General features: G+C 52.4%; 17 protein-coding genes. 13 read left to right on the forward strand and 4 right to left on the reverse strand.

The window, feature by feature from the left end; genetic code table 11:
- Positions 1–94: 94 nt before the first annotated feature.
- The gene (locus J7619_RS09920; protein ID WP_291197474.1) at positions 95–667 is read right to left on the reverse strand and encodes an RNA polymerase sigma factor; all 573 of its coding nucleotides are present in this window, start codon (positions 665–667) and stop codon (positions 95–97) included.
- A 141-nt stretch (positions 668–808) separates the two neighbouring features.
- Positions 809–2,176: a glycoside hydrolase family 140 protein gene (locus J7619_RS09925; protein ID WP_291197476.1), complete on the reverse strand. Its 1,368-nt coding sequence runs from the start codon at positions 2,174–2,176 to the stop codon at positions 809–811.
- Positions 2,177–2,670: 494 nt separating this feature from the next.
- On the opposite strand from J7619_RS09925, the gene J7619_RS09930 reads away from it, so the two are divergent.
- The 11 genes from J7619_RS09930 (at position 2,671) to J7619_RS09980 (ending at position 15,457) form a co-directional block, all read left to right on the forward strand.
- Positions 2,671–3,180, forward strand: coding sequence for a phage tail protein (locus J7619_RS09930; RefSeq protein ID WP_291197478.1), 510 nt, complete (start codon positions 2,671–2,673; stop codon positions 3,178–3,180).
- Positions 3,181–3,222: 42 nt separating this feature from the next.
- Entirely contained in the window at positions 3,223–3,738 is a 516-nt protein-coding gene (locus J7619_RS09935) for a phage tail protein (protein ID WP_291197480.1), read from the forward strand.
- Between the two features lie 47 nt (positions 3,739–3,785).
- Positions 3,786–4,307 carry a phage tail protein gene (locus tag J7619_RS09940; protein ID WP_291197483.1) on the forward strand — a complete coding sequence of 174 codons (522 nt, stop codon included), beginning with the start codon at positions 3,786–3,788 and terminating at the stop codon, positions 4,305–4,307.
- Positions 4,308–4,351: 44 nt separating this feature from the next.
- On the forward strand, positions 4,352–4,855 hold the full coding sequence (locus J7619_RS09945) for a GNAT family N-acetyltransferase (protein WP_291197485.1): 504 nt from the start codon (positions 4,352–4,354) through the stop codon (positions 4,853–4,855).
- Positions 4,837–5,145 carry a DUF6916 family protein gene (locus tag J7619_RS09950; RefSeq protein ID WP_291197487.1) on the forward strand — a complete coding sequence of 103 codons (309 nt, stop codon included), beginning with the start codon at positions 4,837–4,839 and terminating at the stop codon, positions 5,143–5,145. The genes J7619_RS09945 and J7619_RS09950 overlap by 19 nt, the downstream gene beginning before the upstream one ends.
- A 64-nt stretch (positions 5,146–5,209) precedes the next feature.
- Positions 5,210–10,204, forward strand: coding sequence for an Ig-like domain-containing protein (locus J7619_RS09955; RefSeq protein WP_291197489.1), 4,995 nt, complete (start codon positions 5,210–5,212; stop codon positions 10,202–10,204).
- A 140-nt stretch (positions 10,205–10,344) separates the two neighbouring features.
- Positions 10,345–11,367 carry a sensor histidine kinase gene (locus J7619_RS09960; RefSeq protein WP_291197491.1) on the forward strand — a complete coding sequence of 341 codons (1,023 nt, stop codon included), beginning with the start codon at positions 10,345–10,347 and terminating at the stop codon, positions 11,365–11,367.
- Entirely contained in the window at positions 11,364–12,077 is a 714-nt protein-coding gene (locus tag J7619_RS09965; protein WP_291197493.1) for a LytTR family DNA-binding domain-containing protein, read from the forward strand. The genes J7619_RS09960 and J7619_RS09965 overlap by 4 nt, the downstream gene beginning before the upstream one ends.
- 106 nt (positions 12,078–12,183) lie before the next feature.
- Positions 12,184–14,424 carry a TonB-dependent receptor gene (locus tag J7619_RS09970; protein WP_291197495.1) on the forward strand — a complete coding sequence of 747 codons (2,241 nt, stop codon included), beginning with the start codon at positions 12,184–12,186 and terminating at the stop codon, positions 14,422–14,424.
- A 75-nt stretch (positions 14,425–14,499) separates the two neighbouring features.
- Positions 14,500–15,138 carry a hypothetical protein gene (locus J7619_RS09975; protein WP_291197497.1) on the forward strand — a complete coding sequence of 213 codons (639 nt, stop codon included), beginning with the start codon at positions 14,500–14,502 and terminating at the stop codon, positions 15,136–15,138.
- A 58-nt stretch (positions 15,139–15,196) separates the two neighbouring features.
- Positions 15,197–15,457, forward strand: a complete 261-nt coding sequence (locus tag J7619_RS09980; RefSeq protein WP_291197499.1) for a hypothetical protein — start codon at positions 15,197–15,199, stop codon at positions 15,455–15,457.
- 68 nt (positions 15,458–15,525) lie between these two features.
- On the opposite strand, the gene J7619_RS09985 is transcribed toward J7619_RS09980, so the two are convergent.
- Both J7619_RS09985 and J7619_RS09990 read right to left on the reverse strand, forming a co-directional pair.
- A complete protein-coding gene (locus tag J7619_RS09985) occupies positions 15,526–17,301 on the reverse strand; it encodes a hypothetical protein (protein WP_291197501.1) in 1,776 nt (591 codons plus the stop codon).
- A gap of 3 nt (positions 17,302–17,304) precedes the next feature.
- Complete coding sequence (locus tag J7619_RS09990) at positions 17,305–18,060, reverse strand: T9SS type A sorting domain-containing protein (protein ID WP_291197503.1); 756 nt, start codon at positions 18,058–18,060, stop codon at positions 17,305–17,307.
- Positions 18,061–18,356: 296 nt separating this feature from the next.
- Here J7619_RS09990 and J7619_RS09995 point away from each other — a divergent pair, with 296 nt between their 5' ends.
- Complete coding sequence (locus J7619_RS09995) at positions 18,357–21,500, forward strand: TonB-dependent receptor (RefSeq protein WP_291197505.1); 3,144 nt, start codon at positions 18,357–18,359, stop codon at positions 21,498–21,500.
- Positions 21,501–21,512: 12 nt separating this feature from the next.
- On the forward strand, positions 21,513–23,408 hold the full coding sequence (locus tag J7619_RS10000) for a RagB/SusD family nutrient uptake outer membrane protein (protein ID WP_291197507.1): 1,896 nt from the start codon (positions 21,513–21,515) through the stop codon (positions 23,406–23,408).
- Positions 23,409–23,504: the final 96 nt, after the last annotated feature.

Below are 23,504 nucleotides of genomic sequence, written 5' to 3' on the forward strand. Positions count from 1 at the left end.
TACAGGGAGGATAATCGGCAAATGCGGGAATCATCATCGAAAAAAGCGAACTATTTTTCGGGTGCTGAAACAAAACCACTCAAAACACTGCTATTCAGCCAATTAAAATCATTAAAAGCGAAGGCAGGATCGTCTGCCATTTGTCACGGAAGAGGCGTAATGCCTGTGAGAGCAGGTTTGCCACGGCTGGGCGTGAGATATCGAGCACGCCGGCGATCTGCTCGTGGGATAGGTTTTCAAAGAATTTAAGGTGAATGATTTCCCGCTGGCGCGGCGTGAGCGAATGCAGTACTGTGCCGATCTGCCGTTTGCGACGTTCATCGGTTTCAGTCGAGATGAGTCGGTTTTCAATGCCTTCTTCCGCGTCGAGGTTTTCATGCCAGGCTTCGAACGGCGTCAACGGGTTTGTCCGTTCGATTTCTTTCAATAGTCGGTTGCGAAGACTTTTGAGCAGGTAAGGCCGGATTTTATCGGTATCGACGAGGAAATGGCGGCGGTCCCAGAGGGAGGCAAAAAGGTCGTGAATGCAGTCGTTCAGCGTGTCGCGGTCGTGGACAAAACGCGAGCCGTATTCGAACAATGCGCGGAATTCGCCCCGGATCATGTCTTCAAAAACGGCCGCGTCGCCGTCTTTGAATCTCTTCCAACGTTCCAGATCCTGCTCCATCGGTCAGCCAGTGTACAAAATGGGGTGCTACGAATGATCGAATTTCTTTATTAAGTAAAATTTTACCGGGAATTACTGCAAAAAAGAGAAATCCTCGCTACCGGGACAACCGGTAACGAGGATTTCAACAGTGGCGAAATTTTAAGGTCTTCCATACCCTTTCGCCGCATCGTCCACCACCAGCACCCAGTCGTGCCCGTAGCCTGAGGTCGGCGGCACAAATTTGCTGACTGACTTATTATCAAACTTCCCTGCGTCGCGTACCTTGCCATTGCGCGGATCATACCAGAATGCTTCCAGCTTGTCGCCGGATATTTTGCCGGGGTTCACGGAAAATGGTTTCCCGGACGCGGTGTACACAAACAGGTAATCCTTTCCGCGCGTAGCCTGCACGCGATCCGCTGCCGGCAATGCATTCTCCACGATAATTGACTGATCAGGTACCCGGTCCAGGACCGGGCGCGCTTCGAAGAGCTTGCGTACATACTTCATTTCCAATGCGCCGGGCAAATCTAGGGCCTGTTGCCAGAAAATATGCGGGCCGTTGACCGCCTCGCGGTTGGGCGAGTACATCTGCCAAATGTCATGGCAGCCATACGTATGCCCGAACGCTCCCGCGAACAAATCGAGGTACGCCGATTTTCGGACATCGTAGGCACTCGACGTGCCATTTTCCTTTGCATTGAAGCACACGGGGTGATCTTCGTATATGGGTTCGGCGTCAATGACCGGCTTCACGAGCGTGCGGTTGTACGAGCGCTGGATATTGTCGTAAACCGGCGAATCGCGGCAATGGCCCGTCTGGAACATATTGAAATCGAACCATTCGTCGTCGTGGAACCACTCGCTGGAACCTTCCTTATTGGGCTGCGGATGGTAGGTCATCAATGCCTTTTCGTGGCCTCCCACCCCCTCGGCGATCCCTGCGGCCATGGCCCGCCAGATTTCCACATCGCGGCTGTCTTTGCGGGGCTGCCGGTCTCCGCCGAGCACCCATATCACATTCGGTTTAGCCTTATAGCGGTTACCAAGCCATTTTCCATAGGCTTTTGCGTTATTCTCATTGAAAATTTCGGGGCCTTTACCCCATGTATTCTTAAAAACCTTGTCGCCCCATGTCGGGAGGAATGCGATGGTCAATCCATGGGTGGCCGCCTTGTCGATAATGTAATCGACATGCGCGAAATAATTCTCATTCGGCTGCGTGGGATCGTTGTTGATCAGCGGCTTTTCACCATAAGGATTGGGCTCTCCCAGTCCGTCGAACTCGGCCAGCGCTACGGCCTGAATGACGGTGAAGCCCTGTTCGGCACGCTTCCGGAGGTAATAATCGGCATCGGAGCGGTCGAGCCGGTGAAAAAGCTCCCAGGCAGTGTCGCCGAGCCAGAAAAAAGGCCTGCCTTCTTTCAGTAAAAATCGTCTGTTTTCACTTATCGTATAGTGTTGAGCGCGTACGCCCGCAAGCGAGCAGCAGAGGACTGCCAGGATCAGGAGCCTGTTTGGTTTCATCGGGTACCGGATTAACTAAGTATGGTCAATCCATAAAGCCAAGGTCCATCAATTCTTAACATCCAGAGCATGAATAATCTAACGAATAAGTGAGTATATTGCTTTTATAGCCGGATAAAAAATTTTTGCAACCACAGGATAATTTCAAGAACCTCATTTTCAATATTTTAATACAACTAGTTACCGGCTTTTTATATCATTATACGTAGAATAATTATTACCGCTTAGTAATTTATTTCATCGAAATGGCGATATATCACTAATATTGAAGTACTATTTTTACATAACCTAAGCCAAACGCACCTCCTTATGAAAATAACTTCTACATTCTCCGCTGTTGTCATCGCTGTTTTACCGGTATCCTCCTAATCAGGACAGGTACAAACCGGTCAATACTGCTCATCAACACCCATTGCGACTACACTTCATCGATGCTGCCGGTTACCGGCAGTGCAACGTCAATACATTATCCATCTATTAACCCATTTCATTCTATGGCTGAACCATTTCTATCTGAGATCCGGATGGTGAGTTTCAATTTCGCGCCGAAAGGCTGGGCGCTTGCTAACGGACAAACGCTCCCTATCAACCAAAATCAGGCGTTGTTCTCCTTGTTGGGGACTACCTATGGAGGTAACGGGCAAACCACCTTCCAGCTGCCGGACTTCCGCGGCAGAGTACCCATTCACATGGGCAACGGCCATACCCTCGGCGAAGCCGCCGGATCTGAGGCCGTAACCGTTAACATTCAGCAATTACCGGCGCATAACCATTTTCTGACTGCTATCGACAACAACAGCGCCAACAACAATAACCCGATTGGTAACTACCTTTCCAATTCGGCGCCTAACAACCTTTACTCCAACAACGTGACCACCCCGGTGACTATGAACGCCGCAACCGTATCGAATGTAGGAGGCAGCCAACCGCATACGAATATGCAACCATACCTGGCACTCATTTTCATCATTGCATTACAGGGAATTTTCCCAAGCAGAAATTAAGTACCTGGTCAATTTTGTATCAACCCAAAACTTTTGAAATAAATGGGACAACCATACATTGGAGAAATCAGAATGTTCGCCGGGTCTTTCGCTCCGGTCGGATGGGCTTTCTGTAACGGTCAAACGCTTCCTATATCCGAAAATGACGCGCTCTTTATACTGATCGGTACTACCTACGGCGGAGACGGTCAGGAAACTTTCAATCTGCCCGATCTGCGCGGGCGGCTTCCCCTGCATTCGGGTACCGGGAAATTCGGGACCACCTATCAGATCGGCGAGGCGTCCGGAGTTGAAAGTGTCACCCTGACCACCCAGCAAATCCCAACCCATAATCACCTGATTCGTGCAAATAATGACATTGCCAACTCAGCGAGCCCGAAAGATACGGTACTCGGGGTATCCAGCTCGACATTTGTTTTCATTGCTGATGCCCCTTCCGAGCCGATGAAAACTGCCCTGGCCCCTGCCGGCGGCAGCCAGCCGCATGAGAATACACAGCCTTTCCTGTGTATTAGTTTCATCATTTCATTATTCGGCATTTTTCCGTCGCAAACCTAGGCTCCGGCGACTGGCAATTGTAGAACCTCAAAACCCATTCAATCATCATGGCAGATCAATTCGTAGCAGAGATAAGAATATTCCCCTTTAATTTTCCTCCGACCGGCTGGGCATTTTGCGATGGACAACTCTTGCCCATTTCCCAAAACACCGCGCTGTTTTCGTTGTTGGGAACCAATTACGGGGGTGATGGCAAATCAACCTTCGCGCTTCCCGACCTCCAAGGTTCGGCGCCGTTGCACCAGGGGGATGGCCCCGGACTCTCCCAGCGCTTTATCGGCGAACAGTCGGGCGTGGAAAGTGTGACGCTCATTATATCCGAAATACCCTCGCACACGCACGCCATTAACGCCGTGGGCGCTCTGGCGGATGCAAAGGGGCCGGAGGACAAAGCTTTCGCCGTTTCCCAGAATGGTAACGTATTTACGGCCGGCCCCAACCCGCAAGTGATGATGTCTCCCAACTTACTCACGGTCACAGGAAGTACTTTGCCGCATAATAATATGATGCCTTATCTGACGGTCAATTTCTGCATTGCAATGCAGGGCATTTTCCCGGCGCGGGGCTAGTAAAAGACCCGGAGTAACACTGTTGATTTTTATTCTGAATATTGATGACGTTAAAGCTTACCGACCCCAGCCTGCGGCTACGGCCTATTCAGTCCGCCGACATGGATAAACTGCTTGAAATTTATGGCAGCACAAGGGAGAAAGAAATGGAAAGGGTCCCGCACTGGTCCGACCTCATGAAAAAAGAGTTCCTCGCCAGCCAGTTTCGGGCACAGCATGAATACTATCAGAAAAACTATATCGCTGCTGATTTCTGGGTTATTGAAAAAAACAACCAAACGATCGGGAGACTTTACTTCCAGGAAGATCACCAGGGACAGGGTATGCGGATTATTGACATCAGTATCCTGCCGGAGTACCGCAACCAGGGAATCGGCCGGAGTATTTTTGAAGATCTCTTCGGGAAGGCAGCGGCGCTCGATCGCCCGCTCACAATCCATGTCGAGAGCTTCAATCCTGCCAAGAATCTGTATACCCGCCTTGGATTTAAAACAATCAGTGAAACCAATGGAGTTTATCATTTAATGGAATGGAAGCATACGATTTAAGCCAGATCACATCCGCAGATTTTACACATTTTGTGCAACAGCCGGTAGATATCCATTTCGCAGAAAACCTTGTAGTACAAGCAGTTGTCACTGGCGTAACGGAATTGAACGGTTACAGCCCGCTGGAAAGAAAATCGTTCTCGATCGAACTTCAAACGACCGGTGACCGTAAGCCCCGCGAACAGGGCATTTACAGGATTATCCATCCGAACGGCAAATTTTTGGACGTATTCATGGTCCCCATCGCGCTCGATGCCGAAGGAATGCGCTACGAAGTGGTTTTTTCGTAAACCTGAATTTAGAACTAAACGCAAGATGAATAGTGAGCCTATGATTGCTTAACAAACTAAAACTATGAGAAACTTATACGCATACCTGGCAGGCGTTGCCCTGCTTGCGTCGGGCGTTGGAATCGTCAGCAGATTAGCCGACGCCCCGGCCGTCCCCCAGGAATGGACCGTCCGAAAGGAGGACAGGTCCGTCCAAAAACCGAAAGAGCGGGTGCCATTTGCCCGCGCCCGTAAGAAAGCCGGGACGAGAGCATTTCTCGCACCGAGCATCACCGCTACGAACACCTATGCGATCACCAACAACGTCGGACCTTCCGGCGCTTCTGCGGGCGATGAACTGGAATACACTGTCACCATCAGTAATGGCGGGCCCGATCCCGCCAACGTGACGGCGTTTACCGAAACAATAGATGCCAATACAACTTTGGTGCCCGGGTCGATCAAAGCCAGCCCTATCGCCCAAAATGACTCCTATTCCACTATCGGAAACGTCGGGATCGACATTCCGGCCGGGTCGGGTCTTTTTGCCAATGATATAAGCCCTAACGGCACCGCCATCAGCCTGAATGGTTCGACCACCATTACTTCTGTAAACGGCGGCACGGCTACCGTCAACGCCACAACCGGCGCATTCACGTATGAGCCGGTTGCGGGCTTCTCCGGAAATGATACTTTTACGTACGAGATTCAAAATGGTTCGGGCATGACGTCCAGCGCCACGGTAACTGTTGCCGTGGGAAGCACTATTACGATGATCTGGTTTATCAACTCGGCCGCCCCTGCCGGCGGTACCGGCACGCTGAGTAAGCCATTCAATAATATCGCTGCCTTTGAGGCTATCAATGGCGACGGTGCAGGACTTCACCCCAAGGACGGGCAGTATATTTTCCTGTACACCGGCTCGTACTCCGGTCCGCTCACCATGCGCAACAATCAAAAGCTGCTCGGCCAGGGCGCCACAGGATCACTCCTCGGGCTTACCGGCTTTTCAGCTCCCAGCGGCACCAATTTGCTGCCTTCTCTCGGCGGTACGCGACCGACTATTACGACCACAACGGGAACGATCAATGCCATTAACGTAGGTGCCAACAGCATTCTCCAGGGCTTTAATGTCGGCAATACGACCGGCACAAAAATATCGGGAACGACGGCCGGTGCATTTACGGCCTCCGAAATTGGCTTATCGGGCAGCGGGAGCGCCCTGAATCTGACAAACAAGACGTTATCTGCCAGCTTCTCCGATGTATCGAGCTCTTCGGCAACAAATGGCGTTAGCCCGATCAAGATCGGGTCCAGTACCGGGTCACTCGTAATACCGGGCGGTACTATTTCGTCCACGTCGGTACCGGCAATCGATATCGCTGGTGTCAGCGCTGCTAATAAAGTTGCCCTTAACATCACATTGACATCCGTATCAGCCAATGGAGGCAACAAGGGTATGACGCTGTCAAATGCTACCGGTAGTTTTACGATCAACGGTACCGGAACAACAGGCGGGTCCGGCGGAACGATCCAAAACATCGCCAACCGCGGGATCGAGCTGCTCGAGGTTCAGAATATCACCATTAAAAACATGAACCTGACGAATCCCAATACCGCCGAAGGTCCTGTTACTTCCAACACCGACAATACCAATGCCAACGCGGCGATCCACGGATTGAATGTTGCGGGCCTTACACTCGACCGCATTGTGGTAAGCGGAACGGTGGTCCAAATGGGGATCAATCTCCGTGGAGGCAGCAACTTCAACCTCACCAATAGTACGATTAATCAATCGGGTAGCGCAACAATCGTCGAAGAAGGTAATATCTATGCGATGAACGTCGGAGGAACCAACTCCATCGTGAATTCCGCATTGAAAAAACCCGGCGGCCGGGCGGCCTATTTCAGAAACAATAACGTCAATATGACGAGGCTGAACGTGACGAATTCATCATTCGAAGATGCCGACGCCGCCTCCTGTCTCCTGTTTGAAGGAGCGGGTTCCTCGGTCATGAGTCTCAAAATCCAGGGCACTTGTCAGTTTCTGAGACCGGGCACATCCGGTATAGAGGTCTATGCCAACAATACCTCACAAATAGAGGCCGACATCCAAGGCGCCACCATCGATATCGGCACTGGAAACGATCTCGGGAGAGGTCTCGACATCGCCGCGTCCGGAACAGCCAGCATCAAGTTCAACGTAGCAAACAATATCTCGGATTACCTCGGCGGCCCCGGCTTCAACTTCTTCGCCTTTAGTGGAGGATACCTGGAAGGAAATGTCACCGGTAATACGCTGACCAACAATGGCGATAATGAAGCTACGGAGGGTTCTTTCCAGGGTATTACATTCTCTACCGAAGGAACAACGGCGCGCGGAGTCCTCAAAATAAACAACAACACCATTAACAACTCCCTCAACGGGGTGGGTATTGGTATCTTGCCGGCCTCGACCGGCGGCGCGCTGAGCAGCGTCATCGCCGACAACAATACTGTTACATTAACCGGTAGCGGTTTTGCTCACGGTCTGTACCTGAACGCCGTGGGCGGTACAGGCAACAATGGTACATTGTGCGTTAATGTTACCAACAATGACGTTACATTATCGCCCAACTCACCTTTCGCAGGGGGTTACAGAGCCGGCACTGCCGGCACTGTACTCAACGTACAGCAAGCCGGAGCGTCGGCATCAGCTGCATGGACAGCAGGCCTCAACACACCTTCGAACTCGGCAACCAAAACCGGCTCCGGTACGGTCAACTACGGCGCCGGAACTTGTCCGTCGCCATCATTCAGCGGCTTACGGGAGGCAGCGATCGAGGAACCAGTGGCAGGCCGGCTTTCCGCAGATTCCGTAGCAGCACCGGCAGCGCCGGTACATCAGGCGGTTGCCCAGGCACCGGCATTGACCCAACCGAAAGAAGAAATTGCCCAGCCCGTAACTACGGCGCCGAATCCGGCCAGAACAGAGGCCGTACAATCGGGTGAAACAGTGACGGTCAATAACGGTGGCAGCGGCTTCACAATACCTGCCAACAAAAGTACCATCATCAAATTCAGAGTGGTGATCGATGCCAACATTCCGGTGTCTGATTGCGAAGTGTCTACACAAGGTACTGTAAGCGGCAGCAATTTTGCCAACGTGCTTACAGACGATCCAAATGTGGCAGGAAGCAATAACCCTACTGTTACACCCGTAGTTTCGACGCCGGTAATCACTTTCTGCCCCGGCAACCAGACTTTCTCGCCCGACGCAGGAACTTGTACCTCGTCGCAAACTTTCGCAGCAACGGCAGACGGATGCCCTGCGCCTACCATTACTTACAGCGTGGGCGGCAACCAGATCACATTCCCGTACGCATTCCCGGCGGGTAACACCACCGTGCTTGTAACGGCTTCGAATGGCATCGGAACGGCTCCTACATGCTCGTTCACTGTAACGGTAACCCCTACCCCGGCTCCTCCGATCACTGATCAGCCTGATGCAGCGACCATCTGTGCAGGCTCCGGCACTTCGTTCACCGTGGCAACTTCACAGACTGGTGTTACCTACCAATGGCAGAAAAAACCATTCGGCGGCTCATTCGCGAACATTTCAACCGGCACAAACCCGACAGCGGATGATCCAACGCTGACGCTGAGCAACGTACCGGTTGGCGATAACCTTTCGGAATACCGCTGTATCATTACAAACCCTTGTAACAACAGTACCTCCGACGCTGCCGTACTGACGGTGAATCAGATCACTGGTTCGGGCATTGCAGGAACTACTACCGTGAACCAGGGGGCACCGGCGCCAAACGTTACATTCAGCGCTACCGGCGGTACTTTACCTTACACGTTCACTTACAAGATCAACAACGGGTCGAACCTTACCGTAAGCACAACCGGCGTGAATACCAGTGCCTCAGTGGGCCAGTCGACTGCGGCCGTAGGCGTATTCACCTACGAACTGGTAACCGTAACCGACGCACAAAACTGTACGCTGACACCGCCTTCGGCTCAAACAGCCACTGTAACCGTGTCGAACAACCTGACGGCGACTATTTCCGGCAGCACCACCGCATGCCAGAACGAAACAGCGCCCAAGATCACGTTTACGGCTGTGAACGGCATCGCACCGTTTACATTTACTTACAAAATCAATGGCGGTGGCGATCTTCAGGTGAGCACAACGGGCGTAAATACGAGCGCGACCGTCGATGTACCGACCGGTTCAACAGGATCATTTGTTTACACCCTGACGAACGTGAGCGGTTCGGGCGGTGCCTCGACACCGATCGCCGGACAGACGGCCACGGTGAATGTGAATGCCAAACCGAGCATTGTGCTGTCGGGTGCCGAGTACCAATGCAACTTTGCCACGAATCCGCAGACTTATACGGTTTTCTTCACCGCAACTCCGGGCGCTGTGATCACCACCGACAAAGGAACGGTGAACGGAAGCACCGTAACCGGCATTGTAAGCAAGGAAACGGCGATCATCGTCGCTACCCTGAACGGTTGTTCAGACACGCTCACAGCTTACAAAGACTGCTCGCTTCCGGTAACCCTGATCGATTTCAGCGGTGCGAGGGTTGAAAATACCATTGCATTGAAATGGAATACCGCCGAAGAAACGCACAGCGACCGCTTCGAAGTCCAGCGCAGTGCCGATGGCAAAAACTGGGCGGCTATTGGTATACAGAAGTCCCAGGGCGACAGCTACGCAGTGGTGAATTACACATTCGTGGACAAAAAACCGGCGTCGGGCGATAACTTCTACCGCCTGAAAATGATCGATACCGATAAGACATTCGCTTACAGCAAGATCATCAAGGTGGGTTACGATGTGCCGTCACTGAACTCGGAATTCTATCCGAACCCGGTTTCCGACGTCCTGAACCTGAGAAGCACGGATTGGACCCAGGTTAAGGCGGTGGAAATGCACAACCTGACGGGCCTTTCGGTTTACAAATCGGGCAAGACCGTTTCGAAAACCATCGATGTGAAGAGCCTCCCGGTAGGCATGTACATTCTGACGATCACGCACAAGAACGGTGAGGTTATCAACCGGAAAGTGCTTATCAACCGATAATTACGACACCAAAGCGTTATTAATGTGTTGTTTAAGTTAACGGTATCAGGCGGGGAGCTTCTCTCCGCCTGATTTTTTATATCGCCGCCAGTTTCTTTTGATTAGCAGGCGATTCCTATAAATTTGGATTTTTACACTTTATGATATCCTTGAAAACGCAGCAGAAACGGGAAATTGCCATCCATATCAGCATATGGGTGACCATTCTGCTGCTGCCCTACCTCGTATCTTCGGCCAGCGAAGGATACAGGATCGGCGGGTTGCCGGCCGCATTTTTTGTGCTGGCGGGCATCATCCACGCAGGAATTTTCTATTTCAATGCATTTTATCTCTATCCCAAACTTGCCCACGGCTGGCAATGGTGGCTCTATATCCCTTGTGCGGCACTGTTAATCATGGCTTCTTTTGCCCTTAAATACCAGGTTGTTGCCCGCTTTTTTCCGGAAGTAGTGCTGAAAAGCGCGGCCGGATTGATATTTGGCCCGTCGGTATTGGTTTTCGCGGCGAGTGTTATTTACAGGCGTATCAGCGACGGCATTCGCAAAGAACGGGCCCGGAAAGAATATGAGGCACAACAGGTAGCAGCCGAGCTGAAACTGCTGCGATCACAGGTCAACCCTCATTTCCTTTTTAATGTGCTGACCAATATGGTAGCACTTGCACGGCAACGGTCCGACCAGCTGGAAGGAGCGCTCATCCGCCTTGCCGACCTGATGCGCTACATGACGTACGATACGCAGGCGACAAAGGTGACCTTGCAACAGGAAACGGATTATCTTAAAAGTTATATCGAATTGCAAAAACTACGCTTTTCGGACACGATGCGCATCGAACTCGATACAGAAATGGATGCGAATGCGGGCGCCTTGTCGATAGAACCGATGATCATGATCCCATTTGTAGAAAATGCATTCAAGCATGGCAGCTCCTGGCTCGACGAGCCTTATATTCTGATCAATCTCAAAGCCACTGGCGGGCTTCTGACGCTCACAATTGTTAATCCGTACGATTCCCAACCCGGCGCAGCCAAAGACGACAACTCCGGCATTGGCCTCGAGAATGTACGGACGAGGCTGAAACTGGTTTATCCCGAAAAGCATTCCCTCGCGATCGACGACCGGAATCATGTATTCACAGTTACCCTGAACCTGGATTTACGATGATGCGATGCCTTGCTGTTGATGATGAGAAACTCGTGCTCGATCTGCTCGTCGATAATATCCGGCAGGTCCCGTACCTGACCCTCGTGAAAACTGCGCGTAATGCCATGGAGGCCATTGAAATATTGCAGAACGAGCACATAGACCTGCTTTTTCTGGACATTCAAATGCCCCGTCTGAGTGGTTTACAGTTTTTAAAAAGCCTCCCTGACCCGCCACTGGTAATTCTGGTGACGGCTTACGACAAATATGCGCTGGAAGGTTTTGAACTGAATGTGGTCGATTACCTGCTCAAACCCGTAAGCATGGAGCGCTTTTTAAAGGCCTGTAACCGCGCCCATGAACTATTCGAGTTAAAACACAAAACGTCCGTCGCCGCTCCTGCCACATTGCCCGATTTTTTTGTGAATGTCGAATACGCTTTGGTGAAGATAGTGGTGGCCGACGTGGCGTGGGTCGAAGGATTGAAGGATTATGTGAAGATCTACCTTTCGTCTGCCGACAAGCCCGTCATCACCCGCATGACATTCAAAGCATTGGAAGAAAAACTTCCCGAGCCCGCATTTGCGCGCACCCATAAATCCTACCTGGCGGCCGTTCAGAAAATCACAGCCATCAAGCGCGATTTTGTGATGATTGGCGCTGCCGAGATTCCCGTCAGCGAGCATTACAAAGACAATCTCCGCAAAATATTGAACATTACGCCCGATTGATCGTCGCAGGATTTAACTGTTTCGTCGCAGGCATTGACCGTCTGGTCTACTCTCACTGAAATGCATTGGCGCATACCATAGCTTTGGTCAAAAAACAAACAAAGCCATGATTTCCAATGCATTTACAACCAAACTCATCCTGATCGCGGGCAGCCTGCTGCTCGCGCTGGCGGCCCGGGCGCAAATCCGAATTCACGGTGAAGTGACCGGCCCACTGGGCGAAGCCATTCCCGGGGCACACGTTCGTATCAAAGGCGCGCAATCCGGTACCGTGGCCGATTCGCTCGGCCGATTCGACTTCGTGACCACCCGGCGGGGTAATCAGACGCTTATTGTCTCATCGATCGGCTTCAAAACGCATCAGCAAACGCTGACCCTCGCCGATAGCGCCATCACACTCTCCATCACCCTGGACGATGCCGTCAATACACTCGAGGCCGTCACCGTGAGTGCAGGCAGTTTCGAGGCGAGCGATAAGGCCAAAGGCGCCTCGCTGACGCCCATTGATGCCTACACGGTGGCGGGAAACGGCGGCGACATCTCCAATGCCCTGCGGACGCTCCCCGGTGCGCAGCAGGTGGGCGAGCGCGAGGGGCTCTTTGTGCGCGGCGGTACCAGTGACGAAACCCGGATGTTCGTGGACGGTACGCTCATGAAAAATCCGAACTACGCTTCCGTACCGGGCATTATGCAACCGGCTCGCATTAACCTGTTCCTGTTCAAAGGGGTATTGTTCAACACGGGCGGCTATTCGGCATTGTACGGGCAAGCCATGAGCAGTGCATTGATCCTCGAAAGCATCGATCTACCTGAAAAAAGCTCCGCCAATTTCAGCGTGTTTCCTTCGAACCTCGGGGCAGGTTTCCAGCATTTGTCCCAATCCGGCCGGAGCAGCTACGGCGGCGGGCTGGCTTACAGCAATCAGGGTTTGTACAATAAAGTAGTTCCGCAACGCCCCGATTACTACCATGGCCCCGAATACCTGAGCGCCAATGCGAACATCCGTTTCAAAACCGGAAAAACAGGCATGTTGAAGGGCTATCTGGCCTTTGCCGAGAGTAACATAGGCATGCGCAACGCCGATACCGACAGCGTAGCGCTCCGTTCCGACTTCCGGCTGAAAAACCCGAATATCTACGTAACCATGAGCTATCGCACGGACCTCGGTCCCAACTGGCGCCTCGATGCAGGCATTGCCTACACTTTTGACAAAAATGACCTCCATAACCGGTTGCTCAACGGAAGCAACGAGACCGTTACCATACCGTACGGCCCCTTTCCTGCCAAAAACAGCGACATTACCCTCCGTTCGCATTTCGCACAGGGCCGTGCCGTATTCACCCGCAGCTTCGACCGCAACCAGGCATTGCGCTTCGGCGGAGAGACATTCTATTTCCATGATGTGCAACATTATGATGGTACCAAGACGGTACTTCGCGATCAATTGTCTGCGGTTTTTATCGAAGGCGATATTCATTTGGGTGAGCACATGGCATTCCGTCCGGGGTTACGTGGAGAGTATTCGAGCCTGCTTCGCAAGGCCGTCGTGGCACCTCGTGCGAGCCTCGGTTACCGGCTGGCTGCGGGTAGTCAGTTGAACCTGGCGTATGGTGTTTTCTACCAAAAACCTGAAAACCGGTACCTGTTTCAAAATCAGGAACTCGGGTTTTCGCGATCGGAACATTATGTGCTCAACTATTCGAGAAAGGTCAATAACCGATTTTTCAGGACAGAAGTTTATTACAAAAAGTACAGGAATCTGGTTAAAACATTTCCTGGCGTATCGCTCGGGGGCGATGGTTACGCGCAGGGATTGGAGCTTTTCTGGCGCGATAAAAAGACGGTCCGTAACCTTGATTACTGGCTGACTTACACTTATCTCGACACCAAGCGCAACTACCTCGACTACCCTGAAAGCATCCGGCCATCGTTCACGAGTCCGCATACGTTCACCATCGCTGTCAAACGCTTTTTCCAGGGTATCAGTACCAATGTCAACGTTTCGTACTCGTACGCAGCTGGTCGCCCCTATTATGGTATCCGCACGGGCGGCGACGCAGGTACACGCATCTACGATTCAGGCACGGCACGACCTTACAATGTGCTCAACCTGCACGTGTCGAAAATGATGACCTTTTTCAAAAAGTCGAAGTTCAAAGACTACTCCGGTTTCGCGTTCGGGGCCAACAATGTGCTGGGATCCAAACAAGTATTCGGATACAACTACGCTTACAATGGCCAGTTCAAAACACCCATTACCCTCCCGGCCACCCGTTTCTATTTTGTCGGCGTGTTCATGAGCCTGGGCATCGACCGCACCGAAGACCTCCTCGATCAGAGTCGATGAGTTTAAAGTTCAAAGCCTTGAACTCCAGACTCGCCTACTCATAAACTCTGAACTCATAAACTTCAAAACAAAACCATGAAAACGCTCATCACCACCATCCTGCTCATTTGCTCCGTCGCATTCACATTCGCGCAAAACGGAGATTATTCCGCCCAGTTAGAGGCTTCCGTCAAGAAGCTGGATCAGGCCAAATCAGTCAATGATTTTCAGGCGCTTGAAAAGACATTCGTTCAGCTAGGTAATGCGCAAAAAACCGAGTGGCTGCCCTATTACTATGCCGCTTTCTGCAATGCCAAAGTGGGCTTTCTCCTGCAAGACGACGGCGAGAAAATCGAGCCTTACAGCGTACGCGGCGAAGCGCAGATCAAGAAAAGCGAGTCGCTGGCAAAGGGCGAGAGTAAAGTGCTTTCTGAAATTTACGTCGTCCAGGCGATGATTTACCGTACCAAAGTTTTCATCAGTCCCATGACCATGGGCAGGCAATTCGGCCCGCTATCCGACCAGTTTTTGAAGAAAGCGCAAAAACTCTCAGCCGAAAACCCCCGTGCCATTTACCTCGAAGCCTGGACGAAGTACTACACGCCTAAACTATGGGGCGGCGATAAAGACCTCGCCAAAGAACTCGCAGGCAAAGCCATTCAAAAACTTCCTGCAACGGCATTCACCGTCATGCCGCATTGGGGCAAAGCGGAAAGCGAAGCCTTACTCAAGTAGGCCTCTCCCGGGTTCCATTTACACTTCATCAATTGTTTCACTTAAACTTTTAGAAATCATGTTTTTCGGATTATTGATTTTCGCACGCATCCTGTTCGTAGCCTGTATGGTTTTCATCATCGGCTATATTTACGGCCCGTTCTCCCAACGCCGCGGACTTACTATCGCCGCAAGAGTTGCTGCCATCGCAATCATTTTCGCGTTCATCATGATGAATATCTTCGCATTCCGCGCCGCGTCGCACGGCGGTCCGTGGCATCACCACGGGCATTGGAATTGCGATGACGGCCATCATCCAAAAATCGAAGCAAAACCATAAAAGGCAGTTGCACAGCAGAAGGTGTCTCAATTATAAATGGGACACCTTCTCTACTATTCAGTCTACGCTCATCTTATTGTAAGGGGGTGAAATATATTGTTAGGTAAACCTGCCGCTGCAAAAGTGATAGAGGTGATTGACCAGCCACTCGTTCCTCCACCAGTCATACAGGTGGGATTTTCTATCGTTGCCGCGGGCGAATGGGCCGTACTGATGGAGCACCCATTCGCATTAGGGGTGGCCGGTGCATATAATAGCCCTGTTTTGCCGGAATAACAAAGTATTTTTGCATAGAGCGCCGAGCCGGTCAGGCCATTATCATTCAAAAATGGTGTTCCCGTACAGTTCGACCCTGACCAATATATCTGATCGATGGGAAAATCGTTTGTACCGTCGGGCGTAAACAGTACTTTCACGATATATCCTGTTGAAGTGATTATAGTCGCGGTGTTACGGGATATCGACATGATGGTGCCCAATCTCCTGTCACCGTCGTCGTACAGCGCAGGCCCCGAGATTGCCCAACTGGTGGTGGTCCCGTTTGTAGTAAGGAACTTCCCTTCATTCCCGGTTTGGCTGGGCAGCGTGACTCCGCCGGAAGGTGCTGCCCAGGTGCCGTCGCCGCGCCAGAAAGTGGTTGCCGACGCGTCGGTACCACTGTTCAGCTTCGATACCGGGAGATTACCGGTCACATCTGCCGTAGCAATATCGACCTGTGCCCAGCTGCCATTGCCTTGCAGGAAATTATTAGCGGACGGGGTCCCCGTCGCATTCAGCTTGTTCACGTTTATCGTGCCGGTCTGAATGTCCGCATTCACGATCGTGCCATCCGCTATCTTGGCTGATGTTACGGCGTCGACGTCGATGACCGGATTGGGATAGGTACCGGTCAGGTCGCCGCCTGCTGCACCCGTGGGCAAAGTGGACGGCGCTGCCCAGGCCCCGTCGCCACGCAAAAAATTGGTGTTACCCGGCGTACCCACGCCATTAATCTTGGGTATTGTTATGGCGTTATTCGCGATATCGTCGGTTGTAACCGCCCCGTTCACTATTTTGGCCGATGTCACGCTATTTACGTCCAGGGTCGGATTGGGATACGTGCCGGCCAGGTCGCCGCCTGCCGCGCCCGTCGGGGCACCACCGCCGGCTGCGGCCCAGGTCCCATCGCCGCGCCAGAATGTAGTGGAAGAGGCGCTGGTGCCACTATTTAGGCGGTTTACAGGGAGATTACCGGTCACGTCCGAAGCAAGATCCACGGCACTCCAGGCACCGTTACCCTGCAAAAAATTATTGGCGCCCGGCGTGCCGGAAACGTTCAGCTTGCCTACGGTTATCGTGCTATTGGCTATTTTGGCCCCGGTTATCGCATTAGCGGCGATCACAGGATTAGGGTAGCTGGAACCTCCGAGATCGCCCCCTGCCGCGCCTGCCGGAGCGGCATTGCCTGCCTTGTTTGCGTACAATGCGTAGGGCGCGCTCAGTATCTGTGTGGTACCCGTGATGGTATAGTTCGTACTTCCCGCCGGGTCCGTTTCCGTCTTGATAAAATAGGTATCGGTCCCCCAGTTGATGCCGGTGAAGTTTCCGCTTACCAACGTACCGGCCCCGATCACAATCGTAGCGAGGCCATTGGCATTGGTGACAGGTGTTTGCGTTTCGACATACACGGCCGGACCGGCAGCGTTTCCCTGCAAAATACTTACACGCATACCCGCCGGCGCGTTGGTGACAAGCGCGTTCGAGGCATTACGTATCACTGCCTGGTAGCTTAATCTCTGCGGCGCCTGCGCATACGTGCTCACACAGGCAAGTACCGCTATCGTGATTGTAAATAGTTTTCTCATGATTTAGTTTTTTACAATGGAGAAGCTGTTTATGACATACTTGTTTTGCATAACCCTTAAAAAATAGGCCCCTGTAACCCACGCACGCATATCTATATAGGTTTTACCGTTTCGGACCCTGTCCCTGCGTAACAGAGTCCCTTTCAGATTGTAAATCTCATACTCCGTACCCTCACCGTTTTCCATGGCAAGGTATACGCCCGTGTCCGTGGGATTGGGATAAATTGCCACCGCCCGGGTTTCGCCTGCGCAGCCCAGTACGTGTATCAGGCGCGAATACGCGAATGTTCCATCCGTATCCACCTGTTTCAGACGATAGTAGGAAACAGGCGTCGCAGGCTGCTCGTCGACACAGGAATAGCTCCCGGGTTCGTTCCCTCCCATTATCGTATCCACCGGCACCCAGACTTTCGCGTCGGTACTCTTTTCCGCCACAAAAAAATCGTTGTTTAGCTCCATGGAGGTTTGCCAGCTGAGGCGTACCATCCCGGCTACGCATTCGCCTTCAAAACTGATGAGCGTAACCGGTAGCGGCGGACCCAAATTCAATGTGGTCTGTATGCCGGCGGCCGATGTGCCGGAAGCCCCTGACATCGTTGTGTAGAACACCTGTCCGATAGTATAATTGACCGATCCGTTCGTTCCCGAAATATCCCCTCCGCCTGATGCCATGGCCTCGTGGATCTGCTGTGCATCTGCATGGGCCATCACCAGTGTAAACAGGGCAATGGTCCCTACGTGTCTGTGTTTTTTCATCATGCTCAATTTAGTTTAGACTGCAAGCGTGCCAGTGTGAAAATGGGCTTGCGACAAACTTATCGAAGTGGATAAAAACAGAGGTGGACGCTACGCCCAAACAGGTAGACTATTGTTTCATTTATTGCCCTTCCCCAAAATCCCCCAATATTTTACCCGGATAATGTAAAAATCAGCGGGATTAAGCGCGCCATTAATGGTTTGTTAACCATTTCTTAATCAACCCCCTATTTCTTTGATCCTACGGTTCGGCCGACCGAATTCATGCATTTAAACGAACAGGAACTTAACCCTACGGTATGAACAAACAACTTCTATCAAAAACCCCGCGCAGGTGTAATGTCCGGGCAATGCTCCGGCGCATGTGCACGACACTATGCATAATGCTGCTCGTGCAAGCGGGCGCATGGGCGCAATCGGCCGCGGATGAAACCCTTATCAGCGGCGAAGTCAGGGACGAGAAAAGCAGCGCCATCCCAGGCGCTAGCATTGTGCTGCAAGGCACCACGAAAGGTACCACCACTGATGCCAATGGAAAATTTTCGCTCTCCGTTCCCAGGTCGGGGGCGGTGATTATCGTGAGCTTTTTAGGTTACAAAAGACAGGAAATAGCCGTCGGTAGCCGGACCAACTTTACTGTGCAGCTCGAACTCAGTACCGACGAGTTGCAGGAGGTAGTTGTGGTGGGTTACGGCACCCAGCGTAAGCAAACCCTGACGGGCGCGATTTCGAACATTGTTTCGGAGCAAATCAAGACGACGACGCACACCAGTTTAGCCCAAAGCCTGCAAGGGAAAGTGGCCGGTGTGCAGATCCGCCAGAACTCGGGAGAACCCGGCTCTTTCAGCACGAACATTAATATACGCGGCTTCGGTGAGCCGTTGTATGTGGTCGACGGTGTGGCACGCGATGGAGGGTACGAGTTTCAGAAGATCAACCCCGACGACATCGAAAGCATTTCGGTGCTGAAAGACGCCTCCGCAGCGATTTTCGGTATCCGCGCAGGGAATGGCGTCGTGATCGTGACCACCAAAAAAGGCAAGCAGGGCAAGCCGCAGTTCAGCTACAATATGGTATATGGCCGCCAAAGCCCCACCGATGTGCCCAAAATGACGAGCGCATTGCAATGGGCCGAAATGCGTAACGACGCGGCGAAGAACCTGGGCGAGAATCCCGTGTTCTCTCCCGAGGAAATCGAGAAGTTCCGTAACGGCGCGCCCGGTTACCAGGGTACCGATTGGTATAAGGAAACTTTAAATAAATCGGCGAGCCAGCAGCAGCATTTTATTTCCGCATCCGGCGGCGAGGGCGTGGTGAACTACTTCACCAGTTTTGGGTACCAGAAAGAAAACGGTTTGCTCAAAAGCGGTGATATGGGGTACCAGAAGTACACCTTCCGCTCCAACGTTGGCATTGATTTAACCAAAAATCTGAAAGCCGACCTGATTCTCTCAGGACTATTCGATAAAAGGGACCAGCCGGGGGATAATTTCTTCAACATTTATAAAGGTACCCGCATCGCATTGCCTACGGAACGTCCGTATGCCAACGATAACCCGAAATACCCGGCATTACTCAGCGGCGGCTATAATCCCGTTGCATTGGCCGACAAAAGCCTGACCGGCTATTCGCAGGAAGTGAACAAGTTTTTCCAGTCGACCTTTGCCCTCACCTATACCGTGCCGTTCATTCCGGGACTGCGCATTAAGGGATTGGTGGCTTACGACAGCAATAACTACCGCGCGAAATCAGTTTCGAAGGCTTATAACCTGTATACCTACGACGCGTCCACAGACAAATACACCGCGCACGCCCAACGCAACCCGTCGCGAATCGGCAACAACTTCTCGGACAATAACCGCATTACCTTCCAGGGACAGCTGTTTTACAATACCGTCATCGCGAAAAACCATAACCTGGGGGCGACGTTGGTGTACGAGCAACAGGAATCGCACAACCGGTGGGCAGGGCTCGGCCGTGAATATGCATTCTTCACCAACGATCAGATCGACCAGGCGGGGCTGAACAACCAGACCACCAGCGGTTCGGAATCGGAATATGCGAGCCAGTCGTACGTAGGCCGGTTGAATTACGATTTCAAAGAAAAATACCTTTTGGAGGTAGCTGCGCGCTATGATGGTTCCTACCGCTACCATCCCGATCGTCGCTGGGGCTTGTTTCCGGTGATATCGACCGGATGGCGCATTTCGGAAGAGCAATTCATGAAACGCCTTCCTATCGTTTCAAACCTGAAACTGAGGAGTTCATATGGCCTCGTGGGTGCCGATGCCGGCGCGCCGTTCCAGTATGTGCCCGGCTTCTCGCTCACGGGGGGCGGCGGATATGAGTTTACCAACGGCAATTACACTACGGGAGCAGCTTCCCCGGCGATCGTGAACGAGAAGCTGACCTGGTTCAAGTCCAATATCCGGGATGTCGGTATCGATCTCGGCCTTTGGGATAACAAAATCGACCTGACCTTCGATGTTTACCAGCGCGACCGTAAAGGTCTGCTCGCACGCAGGAATGTGTCGTTGCCCAACACTTTCGGTGGCACGTTACCGGAAGAAAACCTGAACAGCGACCGTGTACGCGGGATCGAATTCTCCGCGGCTTACAATGGCCAGATCCGCGATTTCAAATATGGTATTTCGGGTAACTTCAACTTCGCCCGCACACAGAACCGCTACGTAGAGCGCGGGGAATTCCTGAGCAGCATGGACAAATGGCGCGGCGGCGCTACCAACCGCTGGAACGACGTGGTGTGGGCTTACCAGCTCGAAGGCCAGTTCCAGAGCAAGGATGAAGTCATTTACGCGCCCATCCAAAACGGTGACCTCGGCAATACCCGCGAGCTTCCCGGCGATTTCAAGTATAAGGATGTCGATGGCAACGGGGTGATCGATGGTAACGATGCTGTTCCGTTATTCTTCGGCGGCGATCCTAAAATGTATTATGGCGTGACTTTGAACGCTTCCTGGAAAGGTTTCGACTTTACCGCATTGTTCCAGGGTTCGGGTAAATACAGCGTTCGCTTCCGCGAGGTCTATGCCGAAGTTTTCGCATTCCGCGGCAACACGCCCGCGTATTTCTATGACAGGTGGCACCAGTCGCCCGACGGCCAGTGGATCCCCGGTGAATGGCCCGCTTCGCGCTTCAACTATAATGTGGGAGCGATGTACGCCGAAAGCGGCGCGTGGCGGAAGGATGCGTCCTATCTGCGTTTCAAGAGCGCGCAGCTGGGTTACACGTTCAATTTACCGTGGCTGAAAAAGATCGGTATCAACGATGTCCGCGTGTACGGCAATGCGCACAACATTTTCACCTGGGCCGATTCGTTCGTGAAGCCTTTCGATCCTGAAAAAGTGGAAGGATTGTTTGGAGCGGGGCTTACGTACCCCGTCACGAGGAGCTACAACTTCGGGATCAATGTCAAATTTTAATACTAATTGATAATGAGCTATTTAAAAAAGACCCTAACGCTATTATTGGTGCTCGTGGCGATGAGTTGCGGCGATGTACTCGATAAGCAGCCGCTCGATAAGTTGCAGGGCGAGAACCTGTTCTCGAATCCCGAAGGCGTGAAACTATACATGGCGAACCTGTATTACCAACTACCGATCGAGGATTTCACATTCTTCCGGCAGGGCTTCAACTGGAACACCGGCGACCCGAACAATGGCGGTTTCGCCCCGGCGATGTCCACCGACGAAGCTGTGCACACCGAATTTGGTGATTTTGTGGGAGATGGTGATTTCCAGTGGTGGGACCAGGGCTATAAATTAATCCGCGATGTGAACATCCTGATCGACATTATCCCTACCCTCGACATTACCGACGATGAACGGAAAGCGCTCGTCGGAGAAAGTGCATTCATCCGCGCATATGCCTATTTCGCATTGGCCAAACGCTATGGCGGCGTGCCCCTGATCACGTCGGTTCAGAAGTATGAGGGCAATGTGGAAGCCCTGAAAGTGCCGCGCAGTACCGAGAAAGAAACCTGGGATTTTGTACTGAAAGAATGCGACACGGCTGTGGGTAACCTCGGCGACTCGTGGCCCGGAGGCGAAAGACGCGCAACAAAATGGGTAGCATATGCGCTGAAATCCCGTGCCGCATTGCACGCGGCATCGCTAGCCAAATACGCTGACCGCGCGCCGATCTCGGGAACAGCCGTGGACCAGAAACTGGTTGGATTGGACAAATCTGCCGCAACGGAGTTTTACAAAGCTGCCATCGACGCGTCTGAGGCGATCATTAATTCGGGCAAATTCAATTTGTACAAGCCATCGCCCGCAACGCCCGAAGAGGCTGCCAACAACTACCGGCTGCTTTTCGAGGATCCTAACAATGCGCCGGAAGAGGTGATTTTCATCAAAGGTTATGCGAGGCCGGGCTCCGGAACAGGTCACAACTACGGCATCTGGTACCAGCCCAATCAAACGGCCAACGGCTGGCCGCACCCGGGACGCATGAACCCGACACTCGAACTCATGGATGTTTACGAAAGCTATGACAAGCCGGGCGAAAGCGCACCGCTCGCTACCTCCGCAGCCGCCAACGACCTGACCGACTATACCGGTTTCAATGCTTCCAAGCAATACAAACGGTTTGATACCGAGAACGACATCTTCAAAGGCAAGGACGCGCGTATGTGGGCAACGATGATCCTTCCCGGCACGAACTGGAAGGGCCAGAAGATCGTGATTCAGGCCGGTTTCATCAAACCCGACGGCTCGGCGCAGATCATGGGCGGTGACCCGTTCACGCATGGCGGCACGACCTACTACACTTACGGCGCATCGGACCGGACCAAATACTCCGGTTTCGACACCTGGGGCGGCAACAATACCCGTACGGGCGTGAGTTTCAAGAAGTTTTTGAATGAAGGTTTAAACATCGCGCCAGGCTGGAACCAATGCGTGACCGACTTCGCCGATTTCCGTTACGCCGAAATCCTCCTGAACTATGCCGAAGCAATCGCCGAAAGCGGTTCGGGCGATAAAGTGAAGGGAGCCAAAGCGCTGAACGACATTCGCCGCAGGGCCGGGCATAAGGCCGAAATCCCGCTGACGATCAACAATGTGATCCGCGAAAGACGGGTTGAGCTCGCATTTGAACACAAGCGCTTCTGGGACCTGATCCGTCGCCGCGAGTACCACACGGTGTTCAACAACACCATGCGTCACGCATTGCTTCCCATCCTCGACCTGCGCGTTACGCCTGCGAAATACATTTTCGTACGCGTCAATGTCCCACGCAGTAATCCGGCCACCTTTGATTACCGCCAGTATTACCGCTCAATCCCCGGCATCGGGGCGAATGGTTTGGTTCAAAATCCACAGTATTAATAGGCTGTAAGCTGTAAGCCGTAGGCTATAAGCTACATAGGACAAGTGCTTAAAGCTTACAGCTTATAGCTTACTGCCTACCGCCCACAACACAAA

It is taken from the genome of Dyadobacter sp. (genome assembly GCF_017744695.1).
Classification (GTDB): domain Bacteria; phylum Bacteroidota; class Bacteroidia; order Cytophagales; family Spirosomataceae; genus Dyadobacter.

Excerpts from the sequence above, each read along its gene's own strand:
- J7619_RS09920 (WP_291197474.1), bottom strand. The coding sequence starts at position 667 with ATGGAGCAGGATCTGGAACGTTGGAAGAGATTCAAAGACGGCGACGCG.
- J7619_RS09925 (WP_291197476.1), bottom strand. The coding sequence starts at position 2,176 with ATGAAACCAAACAGGCTCCTGATCCTGGCAGTCCTCTGCTGCTCGCTT.
- J7619_RS09930 (WP_291197478.1), top strand. The coding sequence starts at position 2,671 with ATGGCTGAACCATTTCTATCTGAGATCCGGATGGTGAGTTTCAATTTC.
- J7619_RS09935 (WP_291197480.1), top strand. The coding sequence starts at position 3,223 with ATGGGACAACCATACATTGGAGAAATCAGAATGTTCGCCGGGTCTTTC.
- J7619_RS09940 (WP_291197483.1), top strand. The coding sequence starts at position 3,786 with ATGGCAGATCAATTCGTAGCAGAGATAAGAATATTCCCCTTTAATTTT.
- J7619_RS09945 (WP_291197485.1), top strand. The coding sequence starts at position 4,352 with ATGACGTTAAAGCTTACCGACCCCAGCCTGCGGCTACGGCCTATTCAG.
- J7619_RS09950 (WP_291197487.1), top strand. The coding sequence starts at position 4,837 with ATGGAAGCATACGATTTAAGCCAGATCACATCCGCAGATTTTACACAT.
- J7619_RS09955 (WP_291197489.1), top strand. The coding sequence starts at position 5,210 with ATGAGAAACTTATACGCATACCTGGCAGGCGTTGCCCTGCTTGCGTCG.
- J7619_RS09960 (WP_291197491.1), top strand. The coding sequence starts at position 10,345 with ATGATATCCTTGAAAACGCAGCAGAAACGGGAAATTGCCATCCATATC.
- J7619_RS09965 (WP_291197493.1), top strand. The coding sequence starts at position 11,364 with ATGATGCGATGCCTTGCTGTTGATGATGAGAAACTCGTGCTCGATCTG.
- J7619_RS09970 (WP_291197495.1), top strand. The coding sequence starts at position 12,184 with ATGATTTCCAATGCATTTACAACCAAACTCATCCTGATCGCGGGCAGC.
- J7619_RS09975 (WP_291197497.1), top strand. The coding sequence starts at position 14,500 with ATGAAAACGCTCATCACCACCATCCTGCTCATTTGCTCCGTCGCATTC.
- J7619_RS09980 (WP_291197499.1), top strand. The coding sequence starts at position 15,197 with ATGTTTTTCGGATTATTGATTTTCGCACGCATCCTGTTCGTAGCCTGT.
- J7619_RS09985 (WP_291197501.1), bottom strand. The coding sequence starts at position 17,301 with ATGAGAAAACTATTTACAATCACGATAGCGGTACTTGCCTGTGTGAGC.
- J7619_RS09990 (WP_291197503.1), bottom strand. The coding sequence starts at position 18,060 with ATGATGAAAAAACACAGACACGTAGGGACCATTGCCCTGTTTACACTG.
- J7619_RS09995 (WP_291197505.1), top strand. The coding sequence starts at position 18,357 with ATGAACAAACAACTTCTATCAAAAACCCCGCGCAGGTGTAATGTCCGG.
- J7619_RS10000 (WP_291197507.1), top strand. The coding sequence starts at position 21,513 with ATGAGCTATTTAAAAAAGACCCTAACGCTATTATTGGTGCTCGTGGCG.